Origin of the sequence: Micromonospora sp. DT201 (assembly GCF_049841575.1) — a bacterium.
GTDB lineage: Bacteria > Actinomycetota > Actinomycetes > Mycobacteriales > Micromonosporaceae > Micromonospora.
The window spans coordinates 105,376-128,970 of record NZ_JBNCKP010000021.1 but is presented as its reverse complement, the minus strand read 5'-3'; the positions used below and the strand labels follow the sequence as shown (position 1 = coordinate 128,970).

At 71.0% G+C, this 23,595-nt stretch carries 24 protein-coding genes and 1 riboswitch; of the genes, 6 read left to right on the top strand and 18 right to left on the bottom strand.

The window, feature by feature from the left end; all coding sequences use genetic code 11:
- Positions 1–53 precede the first annotated feature (53 nt).
- The 11 genes from argJ to ACLQ28_RS27925 all read right to left on the bottom strand — a co-directional run bounded on the left by argJ (position 54) and on the right by ACLQ28_RS27925 (position 11,720).
- Positions 54–1,226, bottom strand: coding sequence for a bifunctional glutamate N-acetyltransferase/amino-acid acetyltransferase ArgJ (gene argJ, locus ACLQ28_RS27975; RefSeq protein ID WP_425689232.1), 1,173 nt, complete (start codon positions 1,224–1,226; stop codon positions 54–56).
- Positions 1,223–2,224, bottom strand: a complete 1,002-nt coding sequence (gene argC / locus ACLQ28_RS27970) for an N-acetyl-gamma-glutamyl-phosphate reductase (protein ID WP_425689231.1) — start codon at positions 2,222–2,224, stop codon at positions 1,223–1,225. The genes argJ and argC overlap by 4 nt, the downstream gene beginning before the upstream one ends.
- A gap of 518 nt (positions 2,225–2,742) precedes the next feature.
- Positions 2,743–5,289: a phenylalanine--tRNA ligase subunit beta gene (gene pheT, locus ACLQ28_RS27965; RefSeq protein WP_425689230.1), complete on the bottom strand. Its 2,547-nt coding sequence runs from the start codon at positions 5,287–5,289 to the stop codon at positions 2,743–2,745.
- A gap of 40 nt (positions 5,290–5,329) precedes the next feature.
- Entirely contained in the window at positions 5,330–6,409 is a 1,080-nt protein-coding gene (gene pheS, locus ACLQ28_RS27960) for a phenylalanine--tRNA ligase subunit alpha (RefSeq protein ID WP_425689229.1), read from the bottom strand.
- A gap of 218 nt (positions 6,410–6,627) precedes the next feature.
- Positions 6,628–7,425: a TrmH family RNA methyltransferase gene (locus tag ACLQ28_RS27955; protein WP_425689228.1), complete on the bottom strand. Its 798-nt coding sequence runs from the start codon at positions 7,423–7,425 to the stop codon at positions 6,628–6,630.
- 83 nt (positions 7,426–7,508) lie between these two features.
- Positions 7,509–7,901: a 50S ribosomal protein L20 gene (gene rplT / locus ACLQ28_RS27950; RefSeq protein ID WP_007458417.1), complete on the bottom strand. Its 393-nt coding sequence runs from the start codon at positions 7,899–7,901 to the stop codon at positions 7,509–7,511.
- Positions 7,902–7,933: 32 nt separating this feature from the next.
- Positions 7,934–8,128, bottom strand: coding sequence for a 50S ribosomal protein L35 (gene rpmI, locus ACLQ28_RS27945; protein ID WP_110566082.1), 195 nt, complete (start codon positions 8,126–8,128; stop codon positions 7,934–7,936).
- A 20-nt stretch (positions 8,129–8,148) separates the two neighbouring features.
- Complete coding sequence (gene infC / locus ACLQ28_RS27940) at positions 8,149–8,835, bottom strand: translation initiation factor IF-3 (protein WP_425689227.1); 687 nt, start codon at positions 8,833–8,835, stop codon at positions 8,149–8,151.
- Between the two features lie 708 nt (positions 8,836–9,543).
- Positions 9,544–10,017 (bottom strand): PH domain-containing protein, encoded by a 474-nt coding sequence (locus tag ACLQ28_RS27935; protein WP_425689226.1) that lies wholly within the window; start codon positions 10,015–10,017, stop codon positions 9,544–9,546.
- 545 nt (positions 10,018–10,562) lie between these two features.
- Positions 10,563–11,408 (bottom strand): ATP phosphoribosyltransferase, encoded by an 846-nt coding sequence (gene hisG / locus ACLQ28_RS27930; protein ID WP_425689225.1) that lies wholly within the window; start codon positions 11,406–11,408, stop codon positions 10,563–10,565.
- A gap of 48 nt (positions 11,409–11,456) precedes the next feature.
- A complete protein-coding gene (locus ACLQ28_RS27925; RefSeq protein WP_184184738.1) occupies positions 11,457–11,720 on the bottom strand; it encodes a phosphoribosyl-ATP diphosphatase in 264 nt (87 codons plus the stop codon).
- A 135-nt stretch (positions 11,721–11,855) separates the two neighbouring features.
- On the opposite strand from ACLQ28_RS27925, the gene ACLQ28_RS27920 reads away from it, so the two are divergent.
- Genes ACLQ28_RS27920 through ACLQ28_RS27910 form a run of 3 tightly spaced genes read left to right on the top strand, consistent with a single transcriptional unit; the run spans position 11,856 to position 14,307 of the window.
- Complete coding sequence (locus ACLQ28_RS27920; protein ID WP_425689224.1) at positions 11,856–12,719, top strand: ABC transporter substrate-binding protein; 864 nt, start codon at positions 11,856–11,858, stop codon at positions 12,717–12,719.
- Positions 12,716–13,561 carry an amino acid ABC transporter permease gene (locus tag ACLQ28_RS27915; RefSeq protein WP_425689223.1) on the top strand — a complete coding sequence of 282 codons (846 nt, stop codon included), beginning with the start codon at positions 12,716–12,718 and terminating at the stop codon, positions 13,559–13,561. The genes ACLQ28_RS27920 and ACLQ28_RS27915 overlap by 4 nt, the downstream gene beginning before the upstream one ends.
- Before the next feature lie 2 nt (positions 13,562–13,563).
- On the top strand, positions 13,564–14,307 hold the full coding sequence (locus ACLQ28_RS27910; RefSeq protein WP_425689222.1) for an amino acid ABC transporter ATP-binding protein: 744 nt from the start codon (positions 13,564–13,566) through the stop codon (positions 14,305–14,307).
- 73 nt (positions 14,308–14,380) lie between these two features.
- On the opposite strand, the gene ribH is transcribed toward ACLQ28_RS27910, so the two are convergent.
- The 7 genes from ribH to rpe form a co-directional block, all read right to left on the bottom strand.
- Positions 14,381–14,881 (bottom strand): 6,7-dimethyl-8-ribityllumazine synthase, encoded by a 501-nt coding sequence (gene ribH, locus ACLQ28_RS27905; protein WP_425689267.1) that lies wholly within the window; start codon positions 14,879–14,881, stop codon positions 14,381–14,383.
- A 2-nt stretch (positions 14,882–14,883) separates the two neighbouring features.
- Entirely contained in the window at positions 14,884–16,149 is a 1,266-nt protein-coding gene (locus tag ACLQ28_RS27900) for a bifunctional 3,4-dihydroxy-2-butanone-4-phosphate synthase/GTP cyclohydrolase II (protein WP_425689221.1), read from the bottom strand.
- Positions 16,150–16,225: 76 nt separating this feature from the next.
- Positions 16,226–16,912: a nicotinamide riboside transporter PnuC gene (gene pnuC, locus ACLQ28_RS27895; RefSeq protein WP_425689220.1), complete on the bottom strand. Its 687-nt coding sequence runs from the start codon at positions 16,910–16,912 to the stop codon at positions 16,226–16,228.
- Positions 16,912–17,556: a riboflavin synthase gene (locus tag ACLQ28_RS27890; protein WP_425689219.1), complete on the bottom strand. Its 645-nt coding sequence runs from the start codon at positions 17,554–17,556 to the stop codon at positions 16,912–16,914. Before ACLQ28_RS27890 ends, pnuC begins: the two co-directional genes overlap by 1 nt.
- A gap of 1 nt (position 17,557) precedes the next feature.
- Positions 17,558–18,619 carry a bifunctional diaminohydroxyphosphoribosylaminopyrimidine deaminase/5-amino-6-(5-phosphoribosylamino)uracil reductase RibD gene (ribD, locus tag ACLQ28_RS27885; RefSeq protein WP_425689218.1) on the bottom strand — a complete coding sequence of 354 codons (1,062 nt, stop codon included), beginning with the start codon at positions 18,617–18,619 and terminating at the stop codon, positions 17,558–17,560.
- Positions 18,620–18,783: 164 nt separating this feature from the next.
- A riboswitch (FMN riboswitch) is annotated at positions 18,784–18,954 on the bottom strand.
- Between the two features lie 78 nt (positions 18,955–19,032).
- The gene (locus ACLQ28_RS27880; RefSeq protein WP_425689217.1) at positions 19,033–19,989 is read right to left on the bottom strand and encodes a GGDEF domain-containing response regulator; all 957 of its coding nucleotides are present in this window, start codon (positions 19,987–19,989) and stop codon (positions 19,033–19,035) included.
- Between the two features lies 1 nt (position 19,990).
- A complete protein-coding gene (rpe, locus tag ACLQ28_RS27875; RefSeq protein ID WP_425689216.1) occupies positions 19,991–20,671 on the bottom strand; it encodes a ribulose-phosphate 3-epimerase in 681 nt (226 codons plus the stop codon).
- 254 nt (positions 20,672–20,925) lie between these two features.
- Here rpe and ACLQ28_RS27870 point away from each other — a divergent pair, with 254 nt between their 5' ends.
- The 3 genes from ACLQ28_RS27870 to ACLQ28_RS27860 all read left to right on the top strand — a co-directional run bounded on the left by ACLQ28_RS27870 (position 20,926) and on the right by ACLQ28_RS27860 (position 23,567).
- A complete protein-coding gene (locus ACLQ28_RS27870) occupies positions 20,926–21,816 on the top strand; it encodes a septum formation family protein (RefSeq protein WP_425689215.1) in 891 nt (296 codons plus the stop codon).
- A gap of 82 nt (positions 21,817–21,898) precedes the next feature.
- Positions 21,899–22,789, top strand: coding sequence for a septum formation family protein (locus ACLQ28_RS27865; RefSeq protein WP_425689214.1), 891 nt, complete (start codon positions 21,899–21,901; stop codon positions 22,787–22,789).
- 409 nt (positions 22,790–23,198) lie between these two features.
- On the top strand, positions 23,199–23,567 hold the full coding sequence (locus ACLQ28_RS27860) for a hypothetical protein (RefSeq protein ID WP_425689213.1): 369 nt from the start codon (positions 23,199–23,201) through the stop codon (positions 23,565–23,567).
- Positions 23,568–23,595 lie beyond the last annotated feature (28 nt).

The following is a 23,595-nucleotide window of genomic DNA, read 5'->3' as shown; positions in this document are numbered from 1 at the left end:
CACCCGCCTTCCGTTCGCGACTGCGGGACTCCGCTGCGCTGCGTTCCTCGCGCTCACGATGAGTACGCCGAGTTCTCGTGCACGTACGCGTGGGACAGGTCGTTGGTCCAGATCGTCGCCGCGGACGTGCCGGCGTGCAGGTCGATCCGGATGGTCACGTCCCGCCCGGTCAGGTCGACCTTCGAGCGGTCCTCGGCGGCGGCACCGCCCCGGCACACCCACACCCCGTTGACGGCCACGTCCACCTCGTCCGGCTCGAACGCGGCGGCCGTGGTGCCGACGGCGGCGAGGATTCGACCCCAGTTGGGGTCGTTGCCGAACAGCGCGGTCTTGACCAGGTTGTTGCGGGCCACCGTGCGGCCCACCTCGACCGCGTCGTCCTCGTCGGCGGCACCGACCACGTCGATGGCGATCTGCTTGGTGGCACCCTCGGCGTCGGCCACCAACTGCTGGGCCAGGTCGTGACAGGCCGCGGTGACGGCGGCGGCCAGCTCGGCCGGAGTCGGCTCGATGCCGCTCGCACCGCTGGCCAGCAGCAAGACGGTGTCGTTGGTGGACATGCAGCCGTCGGAGTCGACCCGATCGAAGCTGACCCGGGTGGCCGCGCGCAGCGCCTCGTCCAGCGTCGCCGGCCCCGCCACCGCGTCAGTGGTCAGCACGCAGAGCATGGTGGCCATGCCCGGCGCGAGCATCCCGGCGCCCTTGGCCATGCCACCTACCGTCCAGCCGCTGCCCCGGGCCACCGTGGTCTTCGGCCGGGTGTCCGTGGTCATGATGGCCTCGGCGGCGGCCGGGCCGCCGTCCCGGGACAACCCCTTGATCGCCGAGCGGACGCCCGGCAGCAGCTTCGGCATCGGCAGCCGCTCACCGATCAGCCCGGTGGAGCAGACCGCGACCTCACCGGCACCGAGGATCAGCCGTGGGCTGACCGCGGTCAGCGCGGCGGCGGTGTGCTCGGCGGTGGCGTGGGTGTCCTGAAAGCCCGCCGGGCCGGTGCAGGCGTTGGCGCCACCGGAGTTGAGCACCACGGCGCGGACCACACCGCCCTGCACGACCTGCTGGCTCCAGCGCACCGGTGCGGCCTTGACCCGGTTGGTGGTGAAGACACCGGCGACACCAGCGTCCGGACCGTCGTTGACCACCAGGGCGACGTCAGCGCCACCGCTGGCCTTGAGACCGGCGGCCACCCCGGCCGCCCGGAACCCCCGTGGGGTGGTGACACTCAAGGAGTAACTCCCCAGATCGAGAGGCCCGTCGTCTCCGGCAGGCCGAGCATCAGGTTGGCGTTCTGCACGGCCTGACCGGCTGCGCCCTTGCCCAGGTTGTCCAACGCGCTGAGCACGATCAGACGACCCGAGTCGACGTCGACGGTGGCCTGTAGGTGACAGGAGTTCGAGCCCAGGGTCGCCGCCGTGTGTGGCCAGCGGCCCTCCGGCAGCACGTGCACGAACGCCGCGTCCGCGTACGCCTGCGCCAGCACCTGCTGTGGGTCGACGCCGCGCGCCGGAACGGCCGTGACGGTGGCCAGGATGCCCCGCGGCATCGGTGCCAGGATCGGGGTGAACGACAGGCCGGTCGCGCCGGTGGCCTGCTTGATCTCCGGTACGTGCTGGTGGGTGCCCACTCGGTACGGCGACAGGTCCCCCAGCACCTCGCTGGCCAGCAGGTGCGGCTTCGCCGCCCGCCCAGCGCCGGAGGTGCCGGAGGCGGCGACCACCACCACGTCGGCGGGGCTGGCCGCGCCGGCGGCGATCAGCGGTGCGAGCGCCAGCGTGATCGTGGCGGCGTAGCAGCCGGTATTCGCCACCCTGGTGGAGCCGGCGATCAGCTCCCGCTGGCCGGGCAGCTCCGGCAGACCATAGGTCCACTGCCCGGCGTGCGTGCCGCCGTAGTACTGCGCCCAGGCGTACGGGTCGGCCAGCCGGTGATCGGCACCCAGGTCGACGATCCGCACCTCGCTCGGAAGCTGGGCCGCGAGGGCTGCCGACTCACCGTGCGGCAGGGCCAGAAAGACCAGGTCCGCGTCGGCCAGGGTCGTCGGGTCGGTCGCGCCGAGCACCAGGTCGAGCCCGGTGAGCTGCGGGTGCACCGCGTCGACACGGTGCCCGGCCTGGCTGTGCGCGGTGGCAGCGACCAGGTCGAACTCCGGGTGCCCGGCGACCAGTCGCAGCAGTTCACCCCCGGCGTATCCGCTCGCACCGGCGACCGCGACTCGGATTCCCATACTCACCTCCGCATGACTATGCAGCGAAGGCTAACAAGAGTGATCGTCGACTGCAAGTTCATACGGTTGACTGCATGGTGATGAGCAAACCGCTCCACAACACCGTTGCGCTAGGGCGCGGGTCGGCATGGCAACCCGTCAAGACCTCGTCTCGGCACCCGGCCAGACGCCGATCGTCGCGCGCAGTGCAGCCTTCGATGCCCGACGAGGGGGGCGCCACCCACACCTCGCCGCCTTTGCTCTGCTTCAACGGAGGCGGCACTTACGCGGCAGAAGTGTTGCCTCCGTTGAAGCAGAGCAAAGGGAAACCCGAGCACCCCTGCCACCCCGCCAGCGACGCACACACACGGGTCATCACCCGCCGCGCTAGCCGCAGGATCGCCACACCGACCCCCGCCCTCAACGCAACAGCGTTGAACCGCTCCAGCCCCCGCGATCTTGCACTTACTGTCCTCGCATAGCCGACAAAAAACGCACATCGGCAACACAAACTGCAAGATCGCGGGGGTGGGGTGGGATTACGCGCCGCGGAGGGTTGCTCCTAGACGCTCGGCCGCTACCGCGACCGCCGCGTCCCGTGCCGCGACCGCCTCCTCGACGGTGAGCGTGCGGTCCGACGCCCGGAACGTGAGCTTGTACGCCAGCGACCGACGGCCCTCGCCGAGCTGCGCCCCCGCATACACGTCGAACAGCCGCACGTCCTCCAACAGCTCACCGGCGCCAGCCTCCAGCGCCCGGCGCACCTGCTCCGCCGGCACCGAGTCGTCCACTACCAGGGCCACGTCGATCAGCGCCGGCGGGAAGCCGGAGACCGTCGGGGCAGGCGTCACCCCGGCCGCGGGCAGCGCGTCCAGATCGAGCTCCATCGCGCAGGTACGGCGCGGCAACTCCAACGCCGCGACCACCAGCGGGTGCAGCTCACCGGCATGCCCGACCACCGAACCGTCGACCCGCAGCTCGGCACAGCGGCCCGGGTGCCACGGCGCGTACTCGGCTGCCCGCACCTCGACCCGCTCCCCGGAGACACCGGCGGCGTCCAGCACGTCGCGGGCCGCCTCGATGGCGTCCGCCCAGCCTGCCGGTCGGCCCGGGCCCCACCAGCCGGCCGGGTCCAGGTCGCCGGAGAGCACCGCGGCGACGTGCACCGGCTGCGCCGGCACCACCGCGTCGGCGGCCGCGAACTCCGCGTCGGTGGGACGCCGGTCCACGCCCATCGCCGGCGGGCTGCCAGCGCCGACGCGCGGGTGGAAGACCGCCCCGATCTCGTAGAGGGCGAGATCGCGGTGACCCCGACCGAGGTTGCGCTTGAGGATGCCGAGCAGCGGGCCGAGCAGCGTGGTGCGCAGCAGCGGCTCCTCCTCGGACAACGGGTTGGCCAGCCGCACCGCCGGTCGGCGCGGGTCGTCGGCCGGCAGGCCGAGCAGGTCGGCCAACCCCGGCGACACGAACGGGTGCGCGAGCACCTCCACGTACCCCCGCTCAGCGAGGGACCCGGCGACCGCCCGGCGCCGACGCTGCCGCGGGGTCAGGCCGCGGCCCGGGGGCGCGGTCGGCAACACCGACGGCACCTTGTCGTACCCGTCGAGGCGGACCACCTCCTCGACCAGGTCGGCCGGGTCGGTCAGGTCGGGCCGCCAGGTCGGCGGGGTGACGCTCAGCGCCAGGTCGGCACCGCCGGCCACGCCGACCGAGCCCGGGTCCTCGGACAACCGGTCCGCGCCCTGCGCGACAGTGCAACCGACCCGCGCCAGCAGGGCGACCACCCGCGCCGGCGGGTACTCGACCCCGACCCGCCGGGTCGGCAGGTCCGCCGGAAGGATGATCGGGGTACGCGGCCGGACGTGGTCGATGTCCAGGATCTCCGCGCTCGGGGTGCCACCGCTGTGCTCGGTGAGCAGCCGAACGGCACGCTCCAACGCGACAAGCGCCACGGCAGGGTCGACGCCCCGCTCCCAGCGCTTCGCGGCCTCGCTGAACAGCTTGTGCCGGCGGGCGGTGCGCCCGACCATCGCCGGGTCCCAGTGCGCGGCCTCGAAGAGCACGGTGGTGGTGCCGGCGACGACCTCGCTGGTCTCGCCGCCCATCACCGCCGCAAGCGAGATCGGACCAGTGTCGTCGCAGATGACCATGTCGTCGGCGGTGAGCACCCGGTCGACCCCGTCGAGCGTGGTCAGCTTCTCCCCCGCCTCGGCGCGACGGACCACGAGCGGCCCGGCGATCCGGTCGGCGTCGAAGGCGTGCATCGGCTGGCCCAGCTCCAGCATCACGTAGTTGGTGATGTCGACGGGCAGCGAGATGCTGCGGATGCCGGCGGTGACGAGCCGCTGCTGCATCCACGACGGCGTGGGCGCGTTCGGGTCGACACCCCGGACCAGGCGGGCCGTGAACCGGTCGCAGCCGACCGTGTCGCGGACCTCGACCGGGTACGCCGGCGTCTCGGTGCCGCTCGGTGCGGGCACCAGGGCCGGGTCACGCAGCGGCACGTCGAACGCGTGCGACAACTCCCGGGCCAGGCCGCGCAAGCTCAGCGCGTACCCCCGGTCGGGGGTGATCTCCAGTTCGAGCACGACATCGTCGAGGCCGACCACCGGGCGTGCGTCGTCGCCCGGCTTGGCCGTCACCTCCGGCCCCAGCACGATGATGCCGGAGTGGTCGTCGCCCAGGCCCAACTCCTTCGCCGAGCAGATCATGCCGGCGGAGTTGTGCCCGTACGTCTTACGGGCCCCGATCGCGAAGCCGCCGGGCAGCACACCGCCGGGCAGGATCACCACCACCCGGTCGCCCACGGCGAAATTCCGGGCCCCGCAGACGATCTCCTGCGGCTCGCCGGTGCCGTTCGCGTCACCCACGTCGACCCGGCAGAACCGGATCGGCTTCTTGAAGCCGGTCAGCTCCTCGATCTCGCGCACCTCACCGACGACGAGTCGGCCGGTGACGGTCTCGGCCAGGTCCACGACGGACTCGACCTCGATACCAAGGGCGACCAGGGCCTGCTCCAGGTCACCGATGGGCAGGTCGGCGGGGAGATCGACGTACTCCCGCAGCCAACTGACAGAAACTCGCATGACTTCAGACCACCGTTCCCGTGTCTCGTACCCGCATCGCCTACGCCCCGGTCCCGAGCGCGCGGCTGAACCGCACGTCGCCCTCGAAGAGATGGCGGATGTCGCTGACCCCGTGCCGGACCATCAGGGTCCGGTCGATGCCCATCCCGAACGCGAAGCCGGAGTAGACCTCCGGGTCGACGCCGCAGGCACGCAGCACCCGCGGGTTGACCATCCCGCAACCGCCCCACTCGACCCACTGCGGGCCATCGCGGTGCTCCGGGAACCACACGTCGAACTCCGCAGACGGCTCGGTGAACGGGAAGTAGTGCGGCCGCCACCGGGTCTTCGCCTCCGGGCCGAACATCGCCCGCGCGAAATGGTCGAGCGTGCCCCGCAGGTGCGCCATCGTGATGCCCTTGTCGACCACCAAGCCCTCGGCCTGGTGGAACACCGGGCTGTGCGTGGCGTCGATCTCGTCGGTGCGGTAGACGCGACCGGGCACGATCACGTAGATCGGCGGCTTCCGACTGAGCATGGTGCGGGTCTGCACGGTGGAGGTGTGCGTTCGTAAAACAAGACCCGAACCCGCAGAGCCATCGGCGGATGCGATGTGGAAGGTGTCCATCAACCCCCGCGCCGGGTGGTCGGCGGGGATGTTCAGCGCGTCGAAGTTGACCCACTCCAGGTCGACCTCGGGCCCCTCGGCAACCTCGTAGCCCATCCCGACGAAGAGGTCACTGATCGACTCCATCAGGGTGCTCAACGGGTGCCGGGCCCCACGTGGACGCCGATCGTAGGGCAGGGTGACGTCCGCCCGCTCCTCGACCAGCACCCGCTCGGCCTGCTCGCGCTCCACCACCTCGGCGCGGTCGGCGTACGCGGTCTCGATCGCCCGGCGGGCCTCGTTGACCCGCTTGCCGGCGTCGGACTTCGCAGCCGGCGGCAACGCGCCGATCTCCCGGCGGGCCAGCGAAACCGGTGACCGGTCACCGAGGTGCACCGAGCGCAGCGCGGTCAGCGCATCCGGGTCGGTGGCCGCCGTGAACGCCTTCGTGGCGTCCGCGACAGCCTCGTCCAAGGCGGCGGGGTCGAGCAGGGCAACCTGCTTCGGGTCGTACGGATCGTTGCGGTAGCTCATGGCGTACGGGCACTCCCTCACGGCGGCGCCAGCCCTCCACGGGCGGCTAGGCGAGTCTACGGACGCGCGGCTTCGCCGCAGCCCGCCGGTAGGAGTTGTGCAGGGAGCAGGTCAGGCCCGCCGCCCGCCGACACCGGCGGGCTGGCTAAACGAACGCCGTGGCGCGTTCATGGGCGGACGCTCTCCCCTGCTGTCAGTCGCGCCGGGCTCGGTCACCCTCAGCGCTGTGCTCTCGCTGAAGCGTACAGGCAGACCGCCGCGGCGGCAGCCAGGTTGAGGCTCTCCGCGCGCCCGTACAGCGGCACCCGCACCCGGGCGTCCGCGGCGGCGGTCAACTCCTCGGGCAGGCCGTGCGCCTCGGAGCCGAACAGCCAGGCGGTGGGCCCGACGAGCCGGCCGTAGTCGGTCAGGTCGTCCAGGTCGTCGTCGCCGTACCCCGTGGTGGCGAAGATCGACAGCCCGGCTGCGCGCAGCGCGTCGACCACCGCGACCGGGTCGGGGGCGCGGACCACGTCGACGTGGAAGAGGCTGCCGGCCGAGGCCCGCACACACTTGCCGTTGTACGGGTCGACGGCCTCGCCGGCAAAGACCACCGCACCCGCACCGGCCGCATCGGCGGTGCGCAACACCGTGCCGGCATTACCGGGGTCGCGGATCTCGGCGAGCACCGCCACCAGCCGGGGCGCACCTGCGAGGGCCTGCTCCAACGACACGTCCAGGTGCCGGCAGACGGCGACCAGCCCCTGCGGGGCGACGGTCTCCGCCAGCGCCGCGACGGCGTCGTCGGTCACCTCGGAAACCGGCACGTCGGCGCGGGCCGCCGCGGCGGCCAACTCCGGGTGCCGGTCGAGGGCTGTGGGCGTACCGAAAAGCTCGGTGACCACCCCCGGCCGTGCGAGGGCCTCGCGGACCGCCTGCGGGCCCTCGGCCAGGAAACGGCCGGTGGCGTCGCGGTCGCGGCGGCGCTGCAGGCGGCGGGCGGCGACAACCCTGGGGGTACGCGGGGTGAAGGCCATGTTGTGGTTTCCTCCGGCACGATTGAGGCGCCCCCCGGACGGCGGTGCCGACACGGGAGACGCCTCGCTCTGGTGCGTGGGGATCAGGCGGCCTGAGCCGCCGCGCCGCCGGTGCCCTCGGCCGTGACCGCGGCCCGAGCCAGCTCGACGATCGCCGCGAAAGAGGCGGCGTCGTTGACAGCCATGTCGGCCAGGATCTTGCGGTCGACCTCGATGCCAGCCAGACGCAGGCCCTGGATCAGACGGTTGTAGGTCATCCCGTTGGCCCGGGCGCCTGCGTTGATCCGCTGGATCCACAGCTGCCGGAAGTCGCCCTTGCGGTCGCGACGGTCCCGGTAGGCGTACTGCATCGAGTGCAGCACCTGCTCCTTGGCCTTGCGGTACAGGCGGGAGCGCTGACCGCGGTAACCACTCGCGGTCTCCAGCAGGGTACGACGCTTCTTCTGGGCGTTTACAGCCCGCTTGACGCGTGCCATCTCAACTCCTTCTTACGTAAAGGTGGCGCGCGTCAGCGGCCGAGCAGCTTCTTGATGCGCTTGACGTCAGCCTTGGCCACCTCGACCGTGCCGGTCAACCGGCGGGTGCGGGTGGAAGACTTGCCTTCCAACAGGTGGCGCTTGCCAGCCTGCTCGGCCACGATCTTGCCACGGCCGGTCACCTTGACCCGCTTGCCCATACCCGTGTGGCTCTTCATCTTCGGCATGTGGAACGTCTTCTCCCCTGTTACTCGCCGCTGGTGTCGGCGGCGGTGCCGGTGTCACCGGCTGTTGCGTTCTCGCCGGCTGCTGCGGTCTCGCCGGCCGCCGCAGTCTCGCCGGCCGTTGCGGTCTCATCGGCTGCCGAAGCGCCCGACTCGTCCGCCGCCCGGTCCCGAGGTGCACCGCGGGACGCCGTAGCGGCGACCGCGGAGGCCTTGACGGCCCGAAGCGGAGCGAGAACCATGATCATGTTTCGGCCGTCCTGCTTCGGAGCGGCCTCGACGTAGCCCAGGTCCGTGATCTCGGATTCGAGCCGACGCAAGAGCCGGTAACCCAGCTCCGGGCGGCTCTGCTCGCGACCGCGGAACATGATCGTCACCTTGACCTTGTCGCCCGCCTTGAGGAACCGCACCACGTGACCCTTCTTGGTCTCGTAGTCGTGCGGGTCGATCTTCGGCCGAAGCTTCATTTCCTTGATGACGGTCTGCTGCTGGTTACGCCGCGCTTCGCGCGCCTTCAGTGCACTCTCATACTTGAACTTGCCGAAGTCCATGAGCTTGCACACCGGCGGGCGCGCCATCGGCGCAACCTCGACCAGGTCCAGATCGACGTCCGCGGCCAGCTGAAGGGCGCGCTCCAGCGGGACGATGCCCACCTGCTCACCCTCGGGGCCGACCAGTCGGACCTCACGTGCCCGGATCTGCTCGTTCACGCGTGGTTCGACGCTGATGGGGCCTCCTCGAGTCGTTTCTGCTCAGGTGCCGACCCCCGCGGCCCCCAGGTGGGAACCGACCTGGAAAGCAGAAGGCCCCGGCGTATGCCAGGGCCCGCTCGACCGGTCAGCACGATCACAGGATCGCGCATCCGACGCCGGGACATGCCCGGAACCGGTGACCGGACCCGGCCACCGAAGCGGCGACTCGGGTGGGAGCAGGCGCTCCGCTTTCAAAGGCCGTCTGCTCGCACGCGGAGACAGCCTGGTCGACTCGATAACACTACACCGACGCCCCGGCCGCCCCCAAACCGGGCACACCAGACCACCCGAGCCACGCTGGGTCGACTCACCCACCAACCGCCACCGCCGCTGCCACTCGACCGCGGGGCCCGCGCCGCCGGCCGTCGCTTCACCCCACTGCCTCGTGCCACTGCGGCGGCGGGCGTCCGTTCGGCGGCGGGCAGCGGGCAGCGGCGGGCAGCGGGCAGCGGGCAGCGGGCAGCGGGCAGCGGGCAGCGGCGGGCAGCGGGCGGCGGCGGGCAGCAGCGGGCGGCGGGCGGCGGGTCAAGATCCGAGCAACTTCCCCGAAGGTGCTGCCTCCGGGTGAGCTGAAGCAGCAGTTTCGGGGAAATTGCTCGGATCTTGGACCGCGACGTGCGGTGCTCGCGCCGGACCGCTCGACCGGGGCAAGGTGGGAGGATTGGGTTAGCGGCCGCTGGCGCGCTCGGCGAGGCGGGCCTGGTGCGCCTGGTGCAGTCGGCGCAGCGCGCGGACCCCCTCGACGGCCAACTCCTTGTCGGCGGCCTGCAGGGCGATCATCGGCAGCAGGTCGTCGTCGTGCAACTCCAGGCTTGCCCAGGGCGCGCTCCGGTCGAACCGGACGCCCCGCACGACCTCCCAGGGCAGCTCGTACGAGCTGATGACGTTGCGCACCCGGACGCCGCGGGCGTCAGCCTCGACCTGCGGGCGGGTGAACAGCAGGAAGCCCAGGGCACCGAATATGCCCAGGCCGATCATGGCGATCTGGTCACCGCGCTGGAAGCTGCCATAGCCGTCGCCGGTCGGTCCGCTCAACGAGGTGGCAACCAAGCCGAACACCACCACCAGCGCGATCGCCGCAGACCAGCAGACCAGCCGGATGCGGCGGGGCTTCAGGCGAATCAGCTCGGTTTCACTCACCCCACCAGTCTGCCACCCGCACCCGCCCGTCGAACGCACCACCCGCCGAGCCACTGCCAACACGGCAGGACCTGATCCACCGAGCCAGTGCGCCACGGCACCGGGACCGGGCTGCGCCGGGCGGACCGGGCCGCGCCGGGCCGGGCCGCACCCGGCCGCAATGGCACCGGGGGGCGGGGCAGTCGACCGGGCTGCGGCGCGCCCCGTTGGGCGGGCCAGACTGCGCCGGGACTGCTCCGCAAGATCGTGCTTGATCCGGGATGTAGTGGTGTCGGCCCGCGCGCGAGGCCACTACATCCATGCTCGAGCGCGATCTTGCCGTTCGAGCGCGCTTCTCGGGCGCGGCACGCCCGCGGCACGCCCGCGGCAGGCTCGGGCGCGGCAGGCCCGCGCGAGGGGTAGATCAACTCAATATCGCCGATGTGGTGGTGTCCGCCCGCAAGGACACCCCCACGTCGGCGATCTGGAGTTGATCAAGCGCGGCTGACCCACTCGAACGCGCGCGCGGACTCGCGGACGTACCGGATTAGTGGGGTTTGTTGCGGTCAGAGCCGGCAGGCGTGGATGTTGGTGACCAGGATGGCGCGGGCACCCAGCTCGTACAGCTCGTCCATGATGCGGTGGACGTCGTCGCGGAGCACCATCGCCTGCACCGCCACCCAGCCCTCGCGGTGCAGCGGCGACACGGTGGGCGACTCGATGCCCGGGGTGAGCCCGCTGGCCCGGTCCAGCAGACCGGCCGGCACGTCGTAGGCGAGCATCACGTAGCGGCGGGCCACCAGCACACCGTGCAGGCGGCGTAGCAGCTGCTCGGCCTGCGGGTGCGCGGGCGCGCCGGCACGACGGACCAGCACCGCCGACGAGCGCAGCAGCGGCTCACCGAAGACCACCAGGCCCGCCTGGCGCAGGGTGGCGCCGGTCTCCACCACGTCGGCGATCACGTCGGCGACGCCGAGGCGTACGGCGTTCTCCACCGCACCGTCGAGGCGGATCACGTCGGCCTTGACGCCGACCTCGCCGAGGTGCCGCTCGACCAGCCCCGGGTACGCGGTGGCGATGCGGTGCCCGCCCAGGTCCTGCACGGAGGCGGTGTCGTCGGGGCGGGCGGCGAAGCGGAAGGTGGCCTGGCCGAAGGCGAGGTCGAGGACCTCCTCGGCCGGCGCGGCCGAGTCGATCAGCAGGTCCCGGCCGGTGATCCCGAGGTCGAGATCGCCGGACCCGACGTAGGTGGCGATGTCCTTGGGGCGCAGGTAGAAGAATTCGACGTCGTTGGCCTCGTCGCGGCAGACGAGGTCCTTGGGGTCGGTGCGCTGGCGGTAGCCCGCCTCACGCAGCATCTGGGCGGCCGGCTCGGCCAGGGTGCCCTTGTTGGGGATGGCGACACGCAGCATGACAGGAGTGCTCCTTCGATCCGGATGGCGATCAACGGGTGGGGGCACTCACAGATGTCGGTAGACGTCCTTGAGTTCGAGACCGCTGGCGAGCATCAGCACCTGGACCTGGTAGAGCAGTTGGGAGATCTCCTCGGCGGTGCGCTCCGGCCCCTCGTACTCGGCGGCCATCCACGACTCGGCCGCCTCCTCGACGACCTTCTTGCCGATGAAGTGCACCCCCTTGTCCAGGGCGGCGACGGTGCCCGAGCCCGGGGTGCCGGCAGCGGCCTTGGCCTGCAGCTCGGCGAACAACTCCTCGAACGTCTTCACGGGAGACGATTCTTCCAGCCGGTCGACCGACACACCGAGTCCGGGTCCACCGAAATCCAGCAGGCGGACAATTCCCTATCGACATGGTGGGATGAAGCCCCAAGCAGACCGGTCGATACCTCTACGCTGTCCGCCATGGCCAGCAGCTCACGTCTTCTCGCGCTCACCCTCGCCGGTGCCGTCGTCGTAGCCACCGCCGGATGCGCGCCGCAGGTAGTGAAACCGACCCCCATCGTCACCGCGTTGCCGTCCTGCGCCAAGGACAGCCTGCCCACTCGTACGCCGGGCAAGCTCACCATCGCCACCGACCAGCCCGCGTACGAGCCGTGGTTCTCCAAGGACAAGCCGGACAGCGGCGAGGGCTTCGAGTCCGCCGTCGCGTACGCGGTTGCCGAGAAGCTCGGCTACGCCCGCGCCGACGTGACCTGGACCCGGGTCAAGTTCGACACCGCGATCGCCCCGGGGCCGAAGAACTTCGACTTCGACATCAACCAGTTCTCCATCACCGAGGAACGCAAGCAGGCGGTCGACTTCTCCGCGCCGTACTACCTGGTCCGGCAGACCGTCATCGCCTTGAAGTCCTCGAAGATCGCCGGCAGGAAGTCGTTGGCCGACTTCCGTGACGCCCGACTCGGCGCCCAGGTCGGCACGACCAGCTACCAGGCGATCACCGAGGTGCTCAAGCCGGCCGCGAAGCCGCAGGTCTACAACAGCAATGACGACGCCAAGAAGGCCCTGCAGAACGGGCAGATCGACGGTCTGGTGGTGGACCTGCCGACGGCCTTCTACATCACCGGCGCGGAGATCACCGACGCGACGATCGTCGGGCAGGTGCCGCAGGTCGGCACGCCGGAGGCGTTCGGGTTGTTGCTGGACAAGAATTCGCCGCTGACCTCCTGTGTGACCGGCGCGGTCGGTCAGCTCACTGAGGCGGGCACGCTGAAGCAGTTGGAGCAGAAGTGGCTCGCGCAGGTGGCAGGGGCGGCCGAGCTGCGGTGACGCTTCTGGAGCACGTCCCCTCCGAGGCGCAGGTGCGGCGTTCGGCGTACCGGCATCGGCAGACCGTCTACAGCGTGCTGGTCGCGGCTTCCTCGACGGCGGCTCTCGGCACGCTGTTGGTCATCGCGGTGACCGGTGCGCCCGGCTGGGACCGGGTCCGGCAGTCGTTCCTGGATCCGGGGATCGCCCGGGACGCGCTGCCGGCGGTGCTGAGTGGGCTCTGGCTGAACGTACGGCTGCTGGTCTGCTGTGCGGTCGGCGCGCTGGTGCTCGGGCTGGTGATCGCCGTACTGCGGACGCTGCGCGGCCCGATCTTCTTCCCGGTCCGGGCACTGGCCGCCGGCTACACCTACACCTTCCGCGGCCTGCCGCTGATCATCGTGCTCTACCTGCTCACCCTCGGAGTGCCGGGGCTGCGCCTGCAGGGCATGCCGCCGGTGCTGGTGCTCGGTGGGATCGCGTTGATCCTCACCTACGGCGGCTACCTCGCCGAGGTGTTCCGGGCCGGCATCGAGTCGGTGCATCCCAGCCAGCTCGCCGCGGCCCGCTCCTTGGGCCTGACCTACCGACAGACGATGCGGCACGTGGTCCTGCCACAGGCCGTCCGCCGGGTGGCACCGCCCCTGCTCAACGACGTGGTGGCGTTGCAGAAGGACGTCGGGCTGGTCTCACTCGCGGGGCCGATCGACGCGGTCCGTGCCGCCCAGATCGCCACCGCCCAGACGTTCAACTACACGCCGTACGTCGTGGCGGGGGTGCTCTTCGTGCTGCTCGCGATCCCGCTGATCGCGGTCACCGACTGGGTGACGCTGCGCGCCGCCCGCCGACAGTCGGGAGGCTGACCATGGCGCTGCTGCGCTGCGAGGGCCTGCGCAAGGAGTTCGCCGGCCACGTCGTGCTCGACCGGCTCGATCTGACCGTCGCCGAGCACCGGGTGGTGGCCCTGATCGGCGCGTCCGGGTCCGGCAAGTCGACCCTGCTGCGGTGTGTGAACCTGCTGGAGGAGCTCGACGACGGCACCATCGAGCTGGACGGGGAGGACATCTCCGATCCGCGCGTGGACCCGGACCGGGTCCGCCGTCGGATCGGCATGGTGTTCCAGGCGTACAACCTCTTCCCGCACCTGAGCGTCTTGGAGAACATCACCCTCGCGCCGCGCCGCGTACACCGGCGGGCCCGGGCGGAGGCCGAGGCGCAGGCGCGGGAACTGCTCGACCGGGTGGGTCTCGGAGCCAAGGCGGACGCCTACCCGGACCGGCTCTCCGGCGGTCAGCAGCAGCGGGTGGCGATCGTCCGGGCGCTGGCGAACTCACCTCGACTGATGCTGCTCGACGAGGTCACCTCCGCGCTGGACCCGGAACTCGTCGGTGAGGTGCTGGCAATGATCCGGGACCTCAAGGCCGACGGCATGACCATGGTGCTGGCCACCCACGAGATGGGCTTCGCCCGCGAGGTCGCCGACGAGGTCTGCTTCCTCGACGCGGGGCGGGTCATCGAGAGCGGCCCACCGGAGCAGGTGCTCGGCGAGCCGACCCAACCCCGCACCCAACAGTTCCTGCACCGCATCATCCAGGCCGGCCGCCTCTGAAGCCTGCCGCACTCCGAAGCCGACTCCACTCCGAAGCCGCCGCATTCCGAAGCCGGCCGCCTTCACGGACGGGTCAGCCGCCGAAGCCGACCCGCTGCACGTTGCCCGCCGCCACGCTCCGGACAGCCAGCGCCGCGTCGAGCGCCGCCACGGTTGCCGCCCAGCCCTTGTCCTCGGCCGAGCCGGGCAGACCGGCCCGGTCCCGGGCCTGCTCGATGTTCTCCACGGTGAGCACCCCGTGCGCCACCGGCTTGCCCTCGTCCAACGCCACCCGGGTCAGCCCGTCGGTGACGGAGCGGCAGACGTAGTCGAAGTGGGCGGTGGTGCCGCGGACCACCACGCCGAGCGCGACCACCACGTCACAGCGGCGCGCGAGGGCCTGGGCGACCACCGGCAGCTCGACCGAGCCGGCGACCCGGGCGACAACGGAACGAGCCCCGCACGCCTCGGCGGCAGCCACCGCACGTTCCAGCATGTGATCGGTCAGGTCGCCGTGCCACCGGGCGGCAACGACCCCGACGGTCAGTCCCGCGGCGTCCACCGCGTCGACTCCCGGCTCTCCGAAACCCGCCATCGTCATGCTCCGATCTCGTCATTGGCGACCGGGCGCCCCAGCGGCGCCTCGGACACCTCGTCCAACTCGTCCAGCAGGTGGCCCATCCGGTCCCGCTTGGTGCGCAGGTAGCGCAGGTTCTCCGGATGCGCGCCGGCCGGCAGTCCTTCCCGGCCGGTGATGGTCAACCCGTACCCCTCCAGCCCGGCCCGTTTGGCCGGGTTGTTGGTCAGCAGCCGCATCGAGCGCACGCCCAGGTCGTAGAGGATCTGCGCGCCGGTGCCGTAGTCACGGGCGTCGGCCGGCAGACCCAGGTCGAGGTTGGCGTCGACGGTGTCGCGGCCCAGGTCCTGCAACTGGTACGCCTGCAGCTTGTGCAGCAGCCCGATGCCGCGCCCCTCGTGGCCGCGTACGTAGAGCACGACGCCCCGGCCCTCGCGCGCGACCCGGGCCAGCGCGGCATCCAACTGCGGTCCGCAGTCGCAGCGCAGTGAGCCGAACACGTCCCCGGTCAGGCACTCCGAGTGCACCCGGACCAGCACGTCCTGGCCATCGCCGAGGTCGCCCAGCACCATCGCGATGTGTTCGGCGGGGTCGTGCTCGGCGCGGTAGCCGAGCGCCCGGAACACCCCGTGCCGCGTCGGCATCCGGGCGTCCGCGACCAGCTCGACCTGCTTTTCGGTACGCCGCCGGTGAGCGATCAGGTCGGCGATGGTGATCAGCGTGAGGCCGTGCTCGGCGCAGAACTTCTCCAGGTCCGGCACCCGCATCATGGTGCCGTCGTCGTTGATCAGCTCGCAGAGCACGCCCGCCGGACGCAGCCCGGCCAGCCGGGTCAGGTCGATCCCCGCCTCGGTGTGCCCCGGCCGGCGCAGCACCCCGCCCTCGCGAGCGCGCAGCGGCACCACGTGCCCGGGACGGGCCAGATCGGTCGGGTCGGTGCTGGCGGCGGCGAGCAGCCGGCTGGTGTGCGCGCGGTCGGCCGCCGAGATGCCGGTGCTGACCCCCTCGCGGGCGTCCACGGTCACCGTGTACGCGGTACCGCGCCGGTCCTGGTTGGTGTGGTGCATCGGCGGCAGGTCGAGCCGGTCGGCTTCGCTCTCGGTCAACGCCACGCAGACGTACCCGGAGGTGTAGCGCACCATGAACGCCATCAGCTCCGGCGTGGCCAACTCGGCCGCGAAGATCAGGTCGCCCTCGTTCTCCCGGTCCGCGTCGTCGACCACGACGACCGGCCGACCGGCCGCGATGTCCGCGATCGCCTGCTCAATGCTTCCAAAGCTGCTCATGCCGCCACTCCGCTTCGCTCCGTGGCGCCATGAGGCACCATGGCGCTGGACCCGATGATTCGCTCGCTGCGCTCGCTCATGCGACGGCCTCCGTGTAGATGGGCGTGAGGGTGGCCGGCCGGGTGGCGCGCGAGGTGCGCCACCAGGCGGCGAAGCCCCAGGCGCAGATGGCGCCGTAGATCAGGTACATGACTGCCGACGGGTAGAACCCGCCGCGCAGCAGCAACGGCACGCCGACCGCGTCCACCGCGATCCAGAGCAGCCAGAACTCCACCCAGCCGCGGGCCATGCCGTACGTGGCGAGCAGGCTGCCGGTGAGGATCCAGGCGTCGGCCAGCGGACCCCACGAGCCCAGCGCCGCGAGCACCGGGTACGCCGCGGCGGTGCCGACCACGGCGGCCAGCAGCAGCACCAGTCGCTCCCGCCCGGTGGCCCAGCGCGGGACGACCGCCGCCTGAGCGGCGTCGCCGCGACGGTGTCGTTGCCAGCGCCACCAGCCGTAGACGCTGACCGCGAAGAAGAACACCTGCCGGCCGGCCTGGCCGTAGAGGTCGTGCTCCTGCGGGGTGGCGAACACCCCGCCGAGGAACACGGTGAGGAGCAGCACGTTGCCGATCATCCCGATCGGCCACGCCCAGAGCAGCCGGCGCAGCCCGAACAGCGCGGAGATCAGCCCGAACGCGTTGCCGACGATCTCCCGGACCAACACCGGTGAGCCGGCCACCTGCACCTGGGCGTCCAGCAGCCAGCTGAGCGGACCCATCAGGCCACCTCGCCTGTGCTGGAGGCCACTGGGTGACCGTCGGTGCCGGTGAGCCGGCTGCCGAGCAGCCGCTCGACGTACTTGGCCAACACGTCGACCTCAAGGTTGACCGGGTCGCCGGCACGCTTCGCACCGAGTGTGGTCAGCTTGAGGGTGGTCGGGATCAGCCCGACGGCGAACTCGTCCGCGCCCACCTCGGCCACGGTCAGCGAGACGCCGTCGATGGTGATCGAGCCCTTCTCCACCACGTACCGGGACAGGGCGGTGGGCAGCCGGAACCGGACGGTCTCCCACTGCTCGGCCGGCTCCCGGGAGATCAGTTCACCGACCCCGTCCACGTGGCCCTGCACCAGGTGCCCGCCGAGGCGGCTGCCAAGGGCGGCGGCACGCTCCAGGTTGACGGGGTCGCCGGGGCGCAGCGCGCCCAGCGCGGAGCGGCGCAGCGTCTCCCCCATCACGTCGGCGGTGAAGATTCCGTCGGCGACCTCCACGACGGTCAGGCAGACGCCGTTGACCGCGATGGAGTCACCGTGCCGGGCGTCGGACGTGACCAACGGACCGCGTACGGCGACCAGCGCCGAATCGCCCGCCGTCGGCGTAACCCGGACGATCTCGCCCAGTTCCTCGATAATCCCGGTGAACATGTCAGCCCTCCCTTTTGCGGGGCAAAGCGGTGATCCGAAGATCCGGACCGATCTGCGTAACGTCGACGAACTCCAGATCGATGGCCTCAGCGATGGTGCTCACTCCCGCGTCGACCAGGGCGGTCGGGCCGGCACCGAGCAACCTGGGCGCGACATAACCGACGATCTTGTCGACCAGGCCGGCTTCCAGGAACGCCCCGGCCAGCCGGGGGCCGCCCTCCAACAGCACCGCGCGGACCCCGCGCAGATGCAGCGCCGCGAGCAGCGCCGACAGGTCGACCCGGCCGTCCGGGCCGGCGCCGACCTCGTCGGCGGTCGCGATCCACGTCCGCGCGGCGCCATCGCGGACCCGGGCGTCAGCCGGGGTACGCCCCGAACTGTCCACCACCACCCGTAGCGGCTGCCGGATGGCCAGGCTGCCGTCGCGCAGGTTACGGGCGGTCAGCCGGGGGTCGTCGGCGAGCACGGTGCCCACCCCGGCGATCACCGCGTCGACCGTGCCGCGTAGGGCGTGCACGTCGATCCGGGCCGCCTCCGAGGTGATCCACATGCTGGTGCCGTCGGCCGCGGCGGAGCGCCCGTCGAGCGTGGCGGCGTACTTCCAGATCACGTACGGCCAGCCCCGGCGCATCGAGGTCAGCCACGCGACGTTGCCGGCCTCGGCCTCCTCGCCGCGTACCCCCAGATCGACGCGGACCCCGGCGGTGCGCAACGTGGCGGCACCCCCGGAAGCCACCGGGTTGGGGTCGGGCACGGCAATGACCACCCGGCCCACCCCGGCCTGGACGAGCGCGGAACTGCAGGGGCCGGTGCGGCCGGTGTGGTCGCAGGGTTCCAGAGTGACGACTGCGGTGCCGCCCTTGGCGCGTTGCCCTGCCTGCGCCAGGGCGACGATCTCGGCGTGCGGCCCGCCGGCGTACGCGTGGAAGCCCTCACCCACGACCTGGCCGTCCTCGTCGAGCAGCACGCAACCGACCACCGGATTGGGGCTGGTGGTGCCGAGCCCGCGTGCCGCCAACTCGATTGCACGCCGCATCGCCTCATCGACCGAGACGCTGGCCATCGCCCTGCCCTGCCCTCCCACTCGCCGGTCCGCGCGCGGCGGTCAGGGAGGCTACGGCCATGGGGCCGCGGGCAGGCGGTGGCGGAATCCGGGAACGGCGGAGCCGCCCCGGGGGGTCGGCACGGCACGCTGAAGCCAGCGGCCGGCTCGGACCCGTCCGTCCCGCGCGCTGTCTCCCATCCGGACTGTCTGGGCGCGGACGAACCGCTCCCAACCGTCGGCCCCGGATTTTCACCAGGTCCACCGGACGGCAGAGCCGTCCGGGTCGCGGGCTGACCACGGTCGGACCGTGGATCACCGCCGGTTCGGAATTTCACCGAGTCCCGCCAGCGCGTGGTGGGTATACCGAAAGTCTTACACCCCGATCCGGGTGTGCCGCTACCTAGGCGAGCTACTTCACAGTCAGATCATGCTTAGGTGACGCCGCGGCGCCGATCCACCGCCACGTACGAACCCGGTTGGCTCTTGGCCACCGTTTTCATCTCCGAGGCCACCGCGATCGCCTCGAGAGGGTCGGTGAACCGCTTGCCGGCGTCGGACAGGGACACCCCGATGGAGAGCGTGACCAGGGCGGCGCGACGGATGGTGCCACGCCGATCCTTCAGCTCGACGAAGCCGCGCTCACGGTCGGTCGCGTCGTAGAGCGTGTCGGCGGACTTCTCGAAGTCGATCACCGCGCGGGACGTCAGCGGGCGCACCTGGTCCGGGGCGCAGACGATGACGAAGTCGTCGCCGCCGACGTGGCCGAGGAAGGCCGGTGGCAGCCCCACCGCCACCACCGCCCGGTGCAGGCTGCGGGCGAGCGCGGAGATGAAGTCGTCGCCGCGGACGAAGCCGTACCGGTCATTGACACTCTTGAACCGGTCGATGTCGATGTAGCCGACCGCGTAGTCCACGCCCTGTCGGACCCGATCGCTGATCTCCCGACGGATCCGGCTGTTGCCGGGCAGCCCGGTCAGCGGGGAAACCTCCCGGAACTCCTTGTTCCGACGCAGGGTGGACGACACCCGGGCCACCAACTCGGCGGTGTCGAACGGCTTGACCAGGTAGTCGTCGGCGCCAGCGCTGAGCCCGTGCACCTTGTCGACGGTCATCCCCTTGGCCGTCAGCATGATCACTGGCAGGGCGGAGGTCATCGGGTCCGCGCGCAGCCGCCGGGTCAACTCCAGCCCGTCGATCCGGGGCATCATGAGGTCGACCACCGCCAGGTCGGGCCGCTGACGCTCGATGACCTCGAGGGCCTCCTGGCCGTCACTGGCGTGGATCACCTCGAAGCCGTGCAGCCGCAGGTTGAACTCGACGAAACGAGCGATGTCCTCGTCGTCATCGACGACGAGAATGATGTCCTTACGGTCGCCGTCGGGGTCCACCTCAGGCCTCGGGAGCCGCGCGTTCCGCCAGAGACCGCAGGTGCCGTACCGCTTCCGCCGGGTCGGCGGCGCCGTACACGGCGGTGCCGGCCACGAACGCGTCGGCGCCGGCGGCGGCCGCCTGCTCGATGGTGTCGGCGGCGATCCCGCCGTCCACCTCGATGCGCAGCTCCAGGTGCCCGGCCGAGGCGTGCCGGCGGGCGGCACGCACCTTGTCCAGCAGGTGCGGGAGGAACCGCTGCCCGCCGAAGCCGGCCTTGATCGTCATGATCAGCAGGGTGTCGAAGCTGGGCAGCAGGTCCAGGTACGGCTCGATCGGCGTGTCCCGGTCGATGGCCAGGCCGGCCTTCGCGCCGGCCGAGCGCAGGTCCTTGGCCAGCGCCACCGGGTCGTCGGACGCCTCCGCGTGGAAGGTGACGTTGTACGCCCCGGCGTCGGCGTAACCGGGGGCCCACCGGCGCGGGTCCTCGATCATCAGGTGCACGTCGAACGGCATCGCGGTGACAGCCCGCAGGCTCTGCACCACGGGCAGCCCAATGGTCAGGTTCGGCACGAAGTGGTTGTCCATCACGTCGACGTGCAACCAGTCCGCGGCGTCCTCGACGGCACGGACCTCTTCGGCGAGGCGGGCGAAATCGGCGGCCAGGATGCTCGGCGCGACGATCGGCGGCGGTACGGTCACGGGGCCAGTGTACGAACGTGGTCACCGACAACCCGCATCGCGGCATCAAAGCGGACGCGCTGTGATCCGACAGTGACCAGTGGTGCAGAATTAGTCGCTCCGGACCGCCGAATCCGGACGATCAGGCATGATTGGCTGGCCGATCGACGGAAACACGACGACACTCCAAGCGGGACGGTGCCGTAGGCTGCACGCCCGCCGGGGTCTCGCCGCGGGGCGCGGTGACCGGCCGCCAGCTCCCGGAAGGGCGGACGATGCGACGGTGGCTTCCAGCGCTGGTGCTGGCCGGAGTCACGACGATACTGCTGGCCGGCTGCGGGCCGGCGCGCGGCGCGGACGGTGATCTGACCGACGACTGGCCGGCGCTGCGTGACCCGAAGCCGTTCGCCCCCGCCACCGACACCTGCCTGCCCCGGATCACCTCGATCGTGCAGGCCAGCACCTACGAGACGGTGGACTGCGCGCGTAACCACCTGGCCGAGGCCATCCACGTCGGCACCTTCGTCGGGCCCGACGCGCTGGCCGAGACCCGCCCCGAACCCGGATCGTCGGCGCTGCGCACGGCCCGCGCCGAGTGCGACCAGCGGTCCCGGGAGGTGCTCGGCGGCGACTGGCACGCGGCCCGACTCTCACTGTCCCTCGCCCTGCCCTCGGCACCCGCCTGGGCCGGTGGGGCGCGGTGGTTCCGGTGCGACCTCAGCGAGACCGGCAGCATCGACAACACCCGCCCGGTGAACCGCACCGGCAGCCTGCGCGGCGCGTTGATCGGCGACGCCCCTCTCACTCACCGTTGCTTCGATCCCAAGCTGATCGGCGACAACCTCAACTACATGGAGCCGGTGCTCTGCGCCGAGCCACACCGCGCCGAGTTCGTGGGCGTCTACGAGGAACGGGACGTGAGCTGGGCAGAGTTCAGCCGCTCCGCCGAGCAGGCGCACAAACGCTGCATGGCGTTGATCGCCGAGTACGCCGCCGTACCGAACGACAGCGACCTGCCGTACCGGGCCGGGTCCATCTACTACCCACCGTCACAACGGGAGTGGGAGGACGGTGACCGTGGAGTGCGTTGTTTCCTGTGGAGCGACGACCGCAAACTCACCCGCTCGATGCGCAGCGCCGGCCCCAAGGGATTGCCCGCGATCTGAGCATCGGTGCCGTATGCTGCTGCGCCGTGGCGCTACCGACCGGCGGGGTCCGGCTGGAGGCCACCGCGGCGGGAGGTCGGGGATGCGACGGTGGTTGGCGGCGTTCGCCGGGGGTGCGGCCCTGGCCCTGGCGCTGGCCGGATGCAGCACGCCGGCCGGAGTCGACCGTGACCTCATCGACGACTGGCCGGCGCCCGTCGCGGCGCAGCAGTTCGTTCCCGCCGCCGACGTCTGCCACCAAACTCCTCAGCAGGTCGGCTTCCTGACCGGTTACAACCCGACGGCGTGCACCGAGTCGCACCTCGTGGAGACCATGCATGTCGGCACGTTCACCGGCTCGAGCGCCGTGCCTGGCACGCCCCCGCAGCCCGGCTCGGCAGGCCTGCGGGCCGCGCAGGCCGCATGCGACACGGAGGTCAACAAGGCGGTGGGCGCCGACTGGCGTTCCGGGCGGCTCGGCTTGACCGTGGTGCTGCCGTCGCCGCAGGCCTGGGCCGGTGGGGCCCGCTGGTACCGCTGCGACGTCACCGCGATCGCCAGCATCGACGACACCACGGTCGACCCGCGCACCGGCAGCCTCCGGGGTGCGCTGTCCGGTGCGGCGCCGCTGGCGTACCGCTGCTTCAACCCGAAGCTCGTCAAGGACGACATCGACGAGATGGTGCCGGCCTCCTGCACCACCAAGCACCACGCCGAGTTCGTCGGGGTCTGGCAGGCCCCGGAGACCAGTTACGCCGCGTTCTCCGGCGCCGTCAAGCGGACGCACCAGGCCTGCCAGACGATGATCGCCAAGTACGCCAAGGTGCCAGACAACTCCCAGCTCGACTTCCGCGCCGGCACGATCTACTACCAGCCGTACGAGGAAGAGTGGAACAACGGCAACCGTGGCGTGCAGTGCTTCCTCTGGATCTCCGACCGGGACCTGACCCGCTCGATGAAGAACGCCGGCACCAAGGGGCTCCCGGTCACCTGACCGAGCTGAACAAAGAGCCGCGCCATCGGCTGACCGGGCGGGGCTGACGCCTGACGGATGACGGATGGGAACACCATGTCTCGACGTCCTTTGCTCTGCTTCCACCCAGGCAACACTCATGAGGTAAATGTGTTGCCTGGGTGGAAGCAGAGCAAAGGCGGAAACGAGCACCTCTGCCACCGGTCAACGACACCCGCTGGCTGAGCAATGTCGGCGCGTCCCGCCAGGCATAACGCCTGGCAGTCCTGGCCGTAAACACCGTTAGATCCACGAAGCTACGATCACGCTCATGAGAGCGTGGCGACTGGTGGTTGTTGCTTGCCTGGCTCCGCCGGTCTTATCAGGCTGTGGCCCCGAGCCGTCCATCACCACGACAAACACCCCGATGACGTACACGTGTTGCGATAGCTTGGACGTCGACACGGTTTACCGGCCCGGCCAGCAACTGACGGTTCACTGGACGGTCAAGCCGGGGACCGACCCCGCCGCGAAGCCCTTGCAGGTCGAACTGGCTGCGCGTCTGACCGGCCCGTATGCGGGTGTCGACGACTTGAAGGATGCCGCGACGAGTGCGGCTCAGCCCGCTGCAGGAGTGGTGACGTTCGAGGCTCCCCTGGTGCGGCCCTCCGGCGCGTCTGACGAACGCCCCGTCAGTCTCATCTCAATCGCCGAGGACGCGTCGCCTGGCTACTACAACCTGATCACTTCCGTACAGCAAGGCGAGGAAAGCGTTCTGGGAGCGAGCGTTGTCCGGGTGGCGCCCAGAACCCGCGCTTGAAGAACGGAAGGGTCCCGTGTCAACGCCA

Excerpts from the sequence above, each read along its gene's own strand:
- pheS (WP_425689229.1), bottom strand. The coding sequence starts at position 6,409 with ATGAGCTACCGCAACGATCCGTACGACCCGAAGCAGGTTGCCCTGCTC.
- argC (WP_425689231.1), bottom strand. The coding sequence starts at position 2,224 with ATGGGAATCCGAGTCGCGGTCGCCGGTGCGAGCGGATACGCCGGGGGT.
- ACLQ28_RS27900 (WP_425689221.1), bottom strand. The coding sequence starts at position 16,149 with ATGAGCAGCTTTGGAAGCATTGAGCAGGCGATCGCGGACATCGCGGCC.
- pheT (WP_425689230.1), bottom strand. The coding sequence starts at position 5,289 with ATGCGAGTTTCTGTCAGTTGGCTGCGGGAGTACGTCGATCTCCCCGCC.
- ribD (WP_425689218.1), bottom strand. The coding sequence starts at position 18,619 with ATGGCCAGCGTCTCGGTCGATGAGGCGATGCGGCGTGCAATCGAGTTG.
- ACLQ28_RS27865 (WP_425689214.1), top strand. The coding sequence starts at position 21,899 with ATGCGACGGTGGTTGGCGGCGTTCGCCGGGGGTGCGGCCCTGGCCCTG.
- ACLQ28_RS27910 (WP_425689222.1), top strand. The coding sequence starts at position 13,564 with ATGGCGCTGCTGCGCTGCGAGGGCCTGCGCAAGGAGTTCGCCGGCCAC.
- ribH (WP_425689267.1), bottom strand. The coding sequence starts at position 14,881 with ATGGCGGGTTTCGGAGAGCCGGGAGTCGACGCGGTGGACGCCGCGGGA.
- ACLQ28_RS27870 (WP_425689215.1), top strand. The coding sequence starts at position 20,926 with ATGCGACGGTGGCTTCCAGCGCTGGTGCTGGCCGGAGTCACGACGATA.
- ACLQ28_RS27890 (WP_425689219.1), bottom strand. The coding sequence starts at position 17,556 with ATGTTCACCGGGATTATCGAGGAACTGGGCGAGATCGTCCGGGTTACG.
- ACLQ28_RS27955 (WP_425689228.1), bottom strand. The coding sequence starts at position 7,425 with ATGGCCTTCACCCCGCGTACCCCCAGGGTTGTCGCCGCCCGCCGCCTG.
- hisG (WP_425689225.1), bottom strand. The coding sequence starts at position 11,408 with ATGCTGCGTGTCGCCATCCCCAACAAGGGCACCCTGGCCGAGCCGGCC.
- rplT (WP_007458417.1), bottom strand. The coding sequence starts at position 7,901 with ATGGCACGCGTCAAGCGGGCTGTAAACGCCCAGAAGAAGCGTCGTACC.
- rpmI (WP_110566082.1), bottom strand. The coding sequence starts at position 8,128 with ATGCCGAAGATGAAGAGCCACACGGGTATGGGCAAGCGGGTCAAGGTG.
- pnuC (WP_425689220.1), bottom strand. The coding sequence starts at position 16,912 with ATGGGTCCGCTCAGCTGGCTGCTGGACGCCCAGGTGCAGGTGGCCGGC.
- ACLQ28_RS27920 (WP_425689224.1), top strand. The coding sequence starts at position 11,856 with ATGGCCAGCAGCTCACGTCTTCTCGCGCTCACCCTCGCCGGTGCCGTC.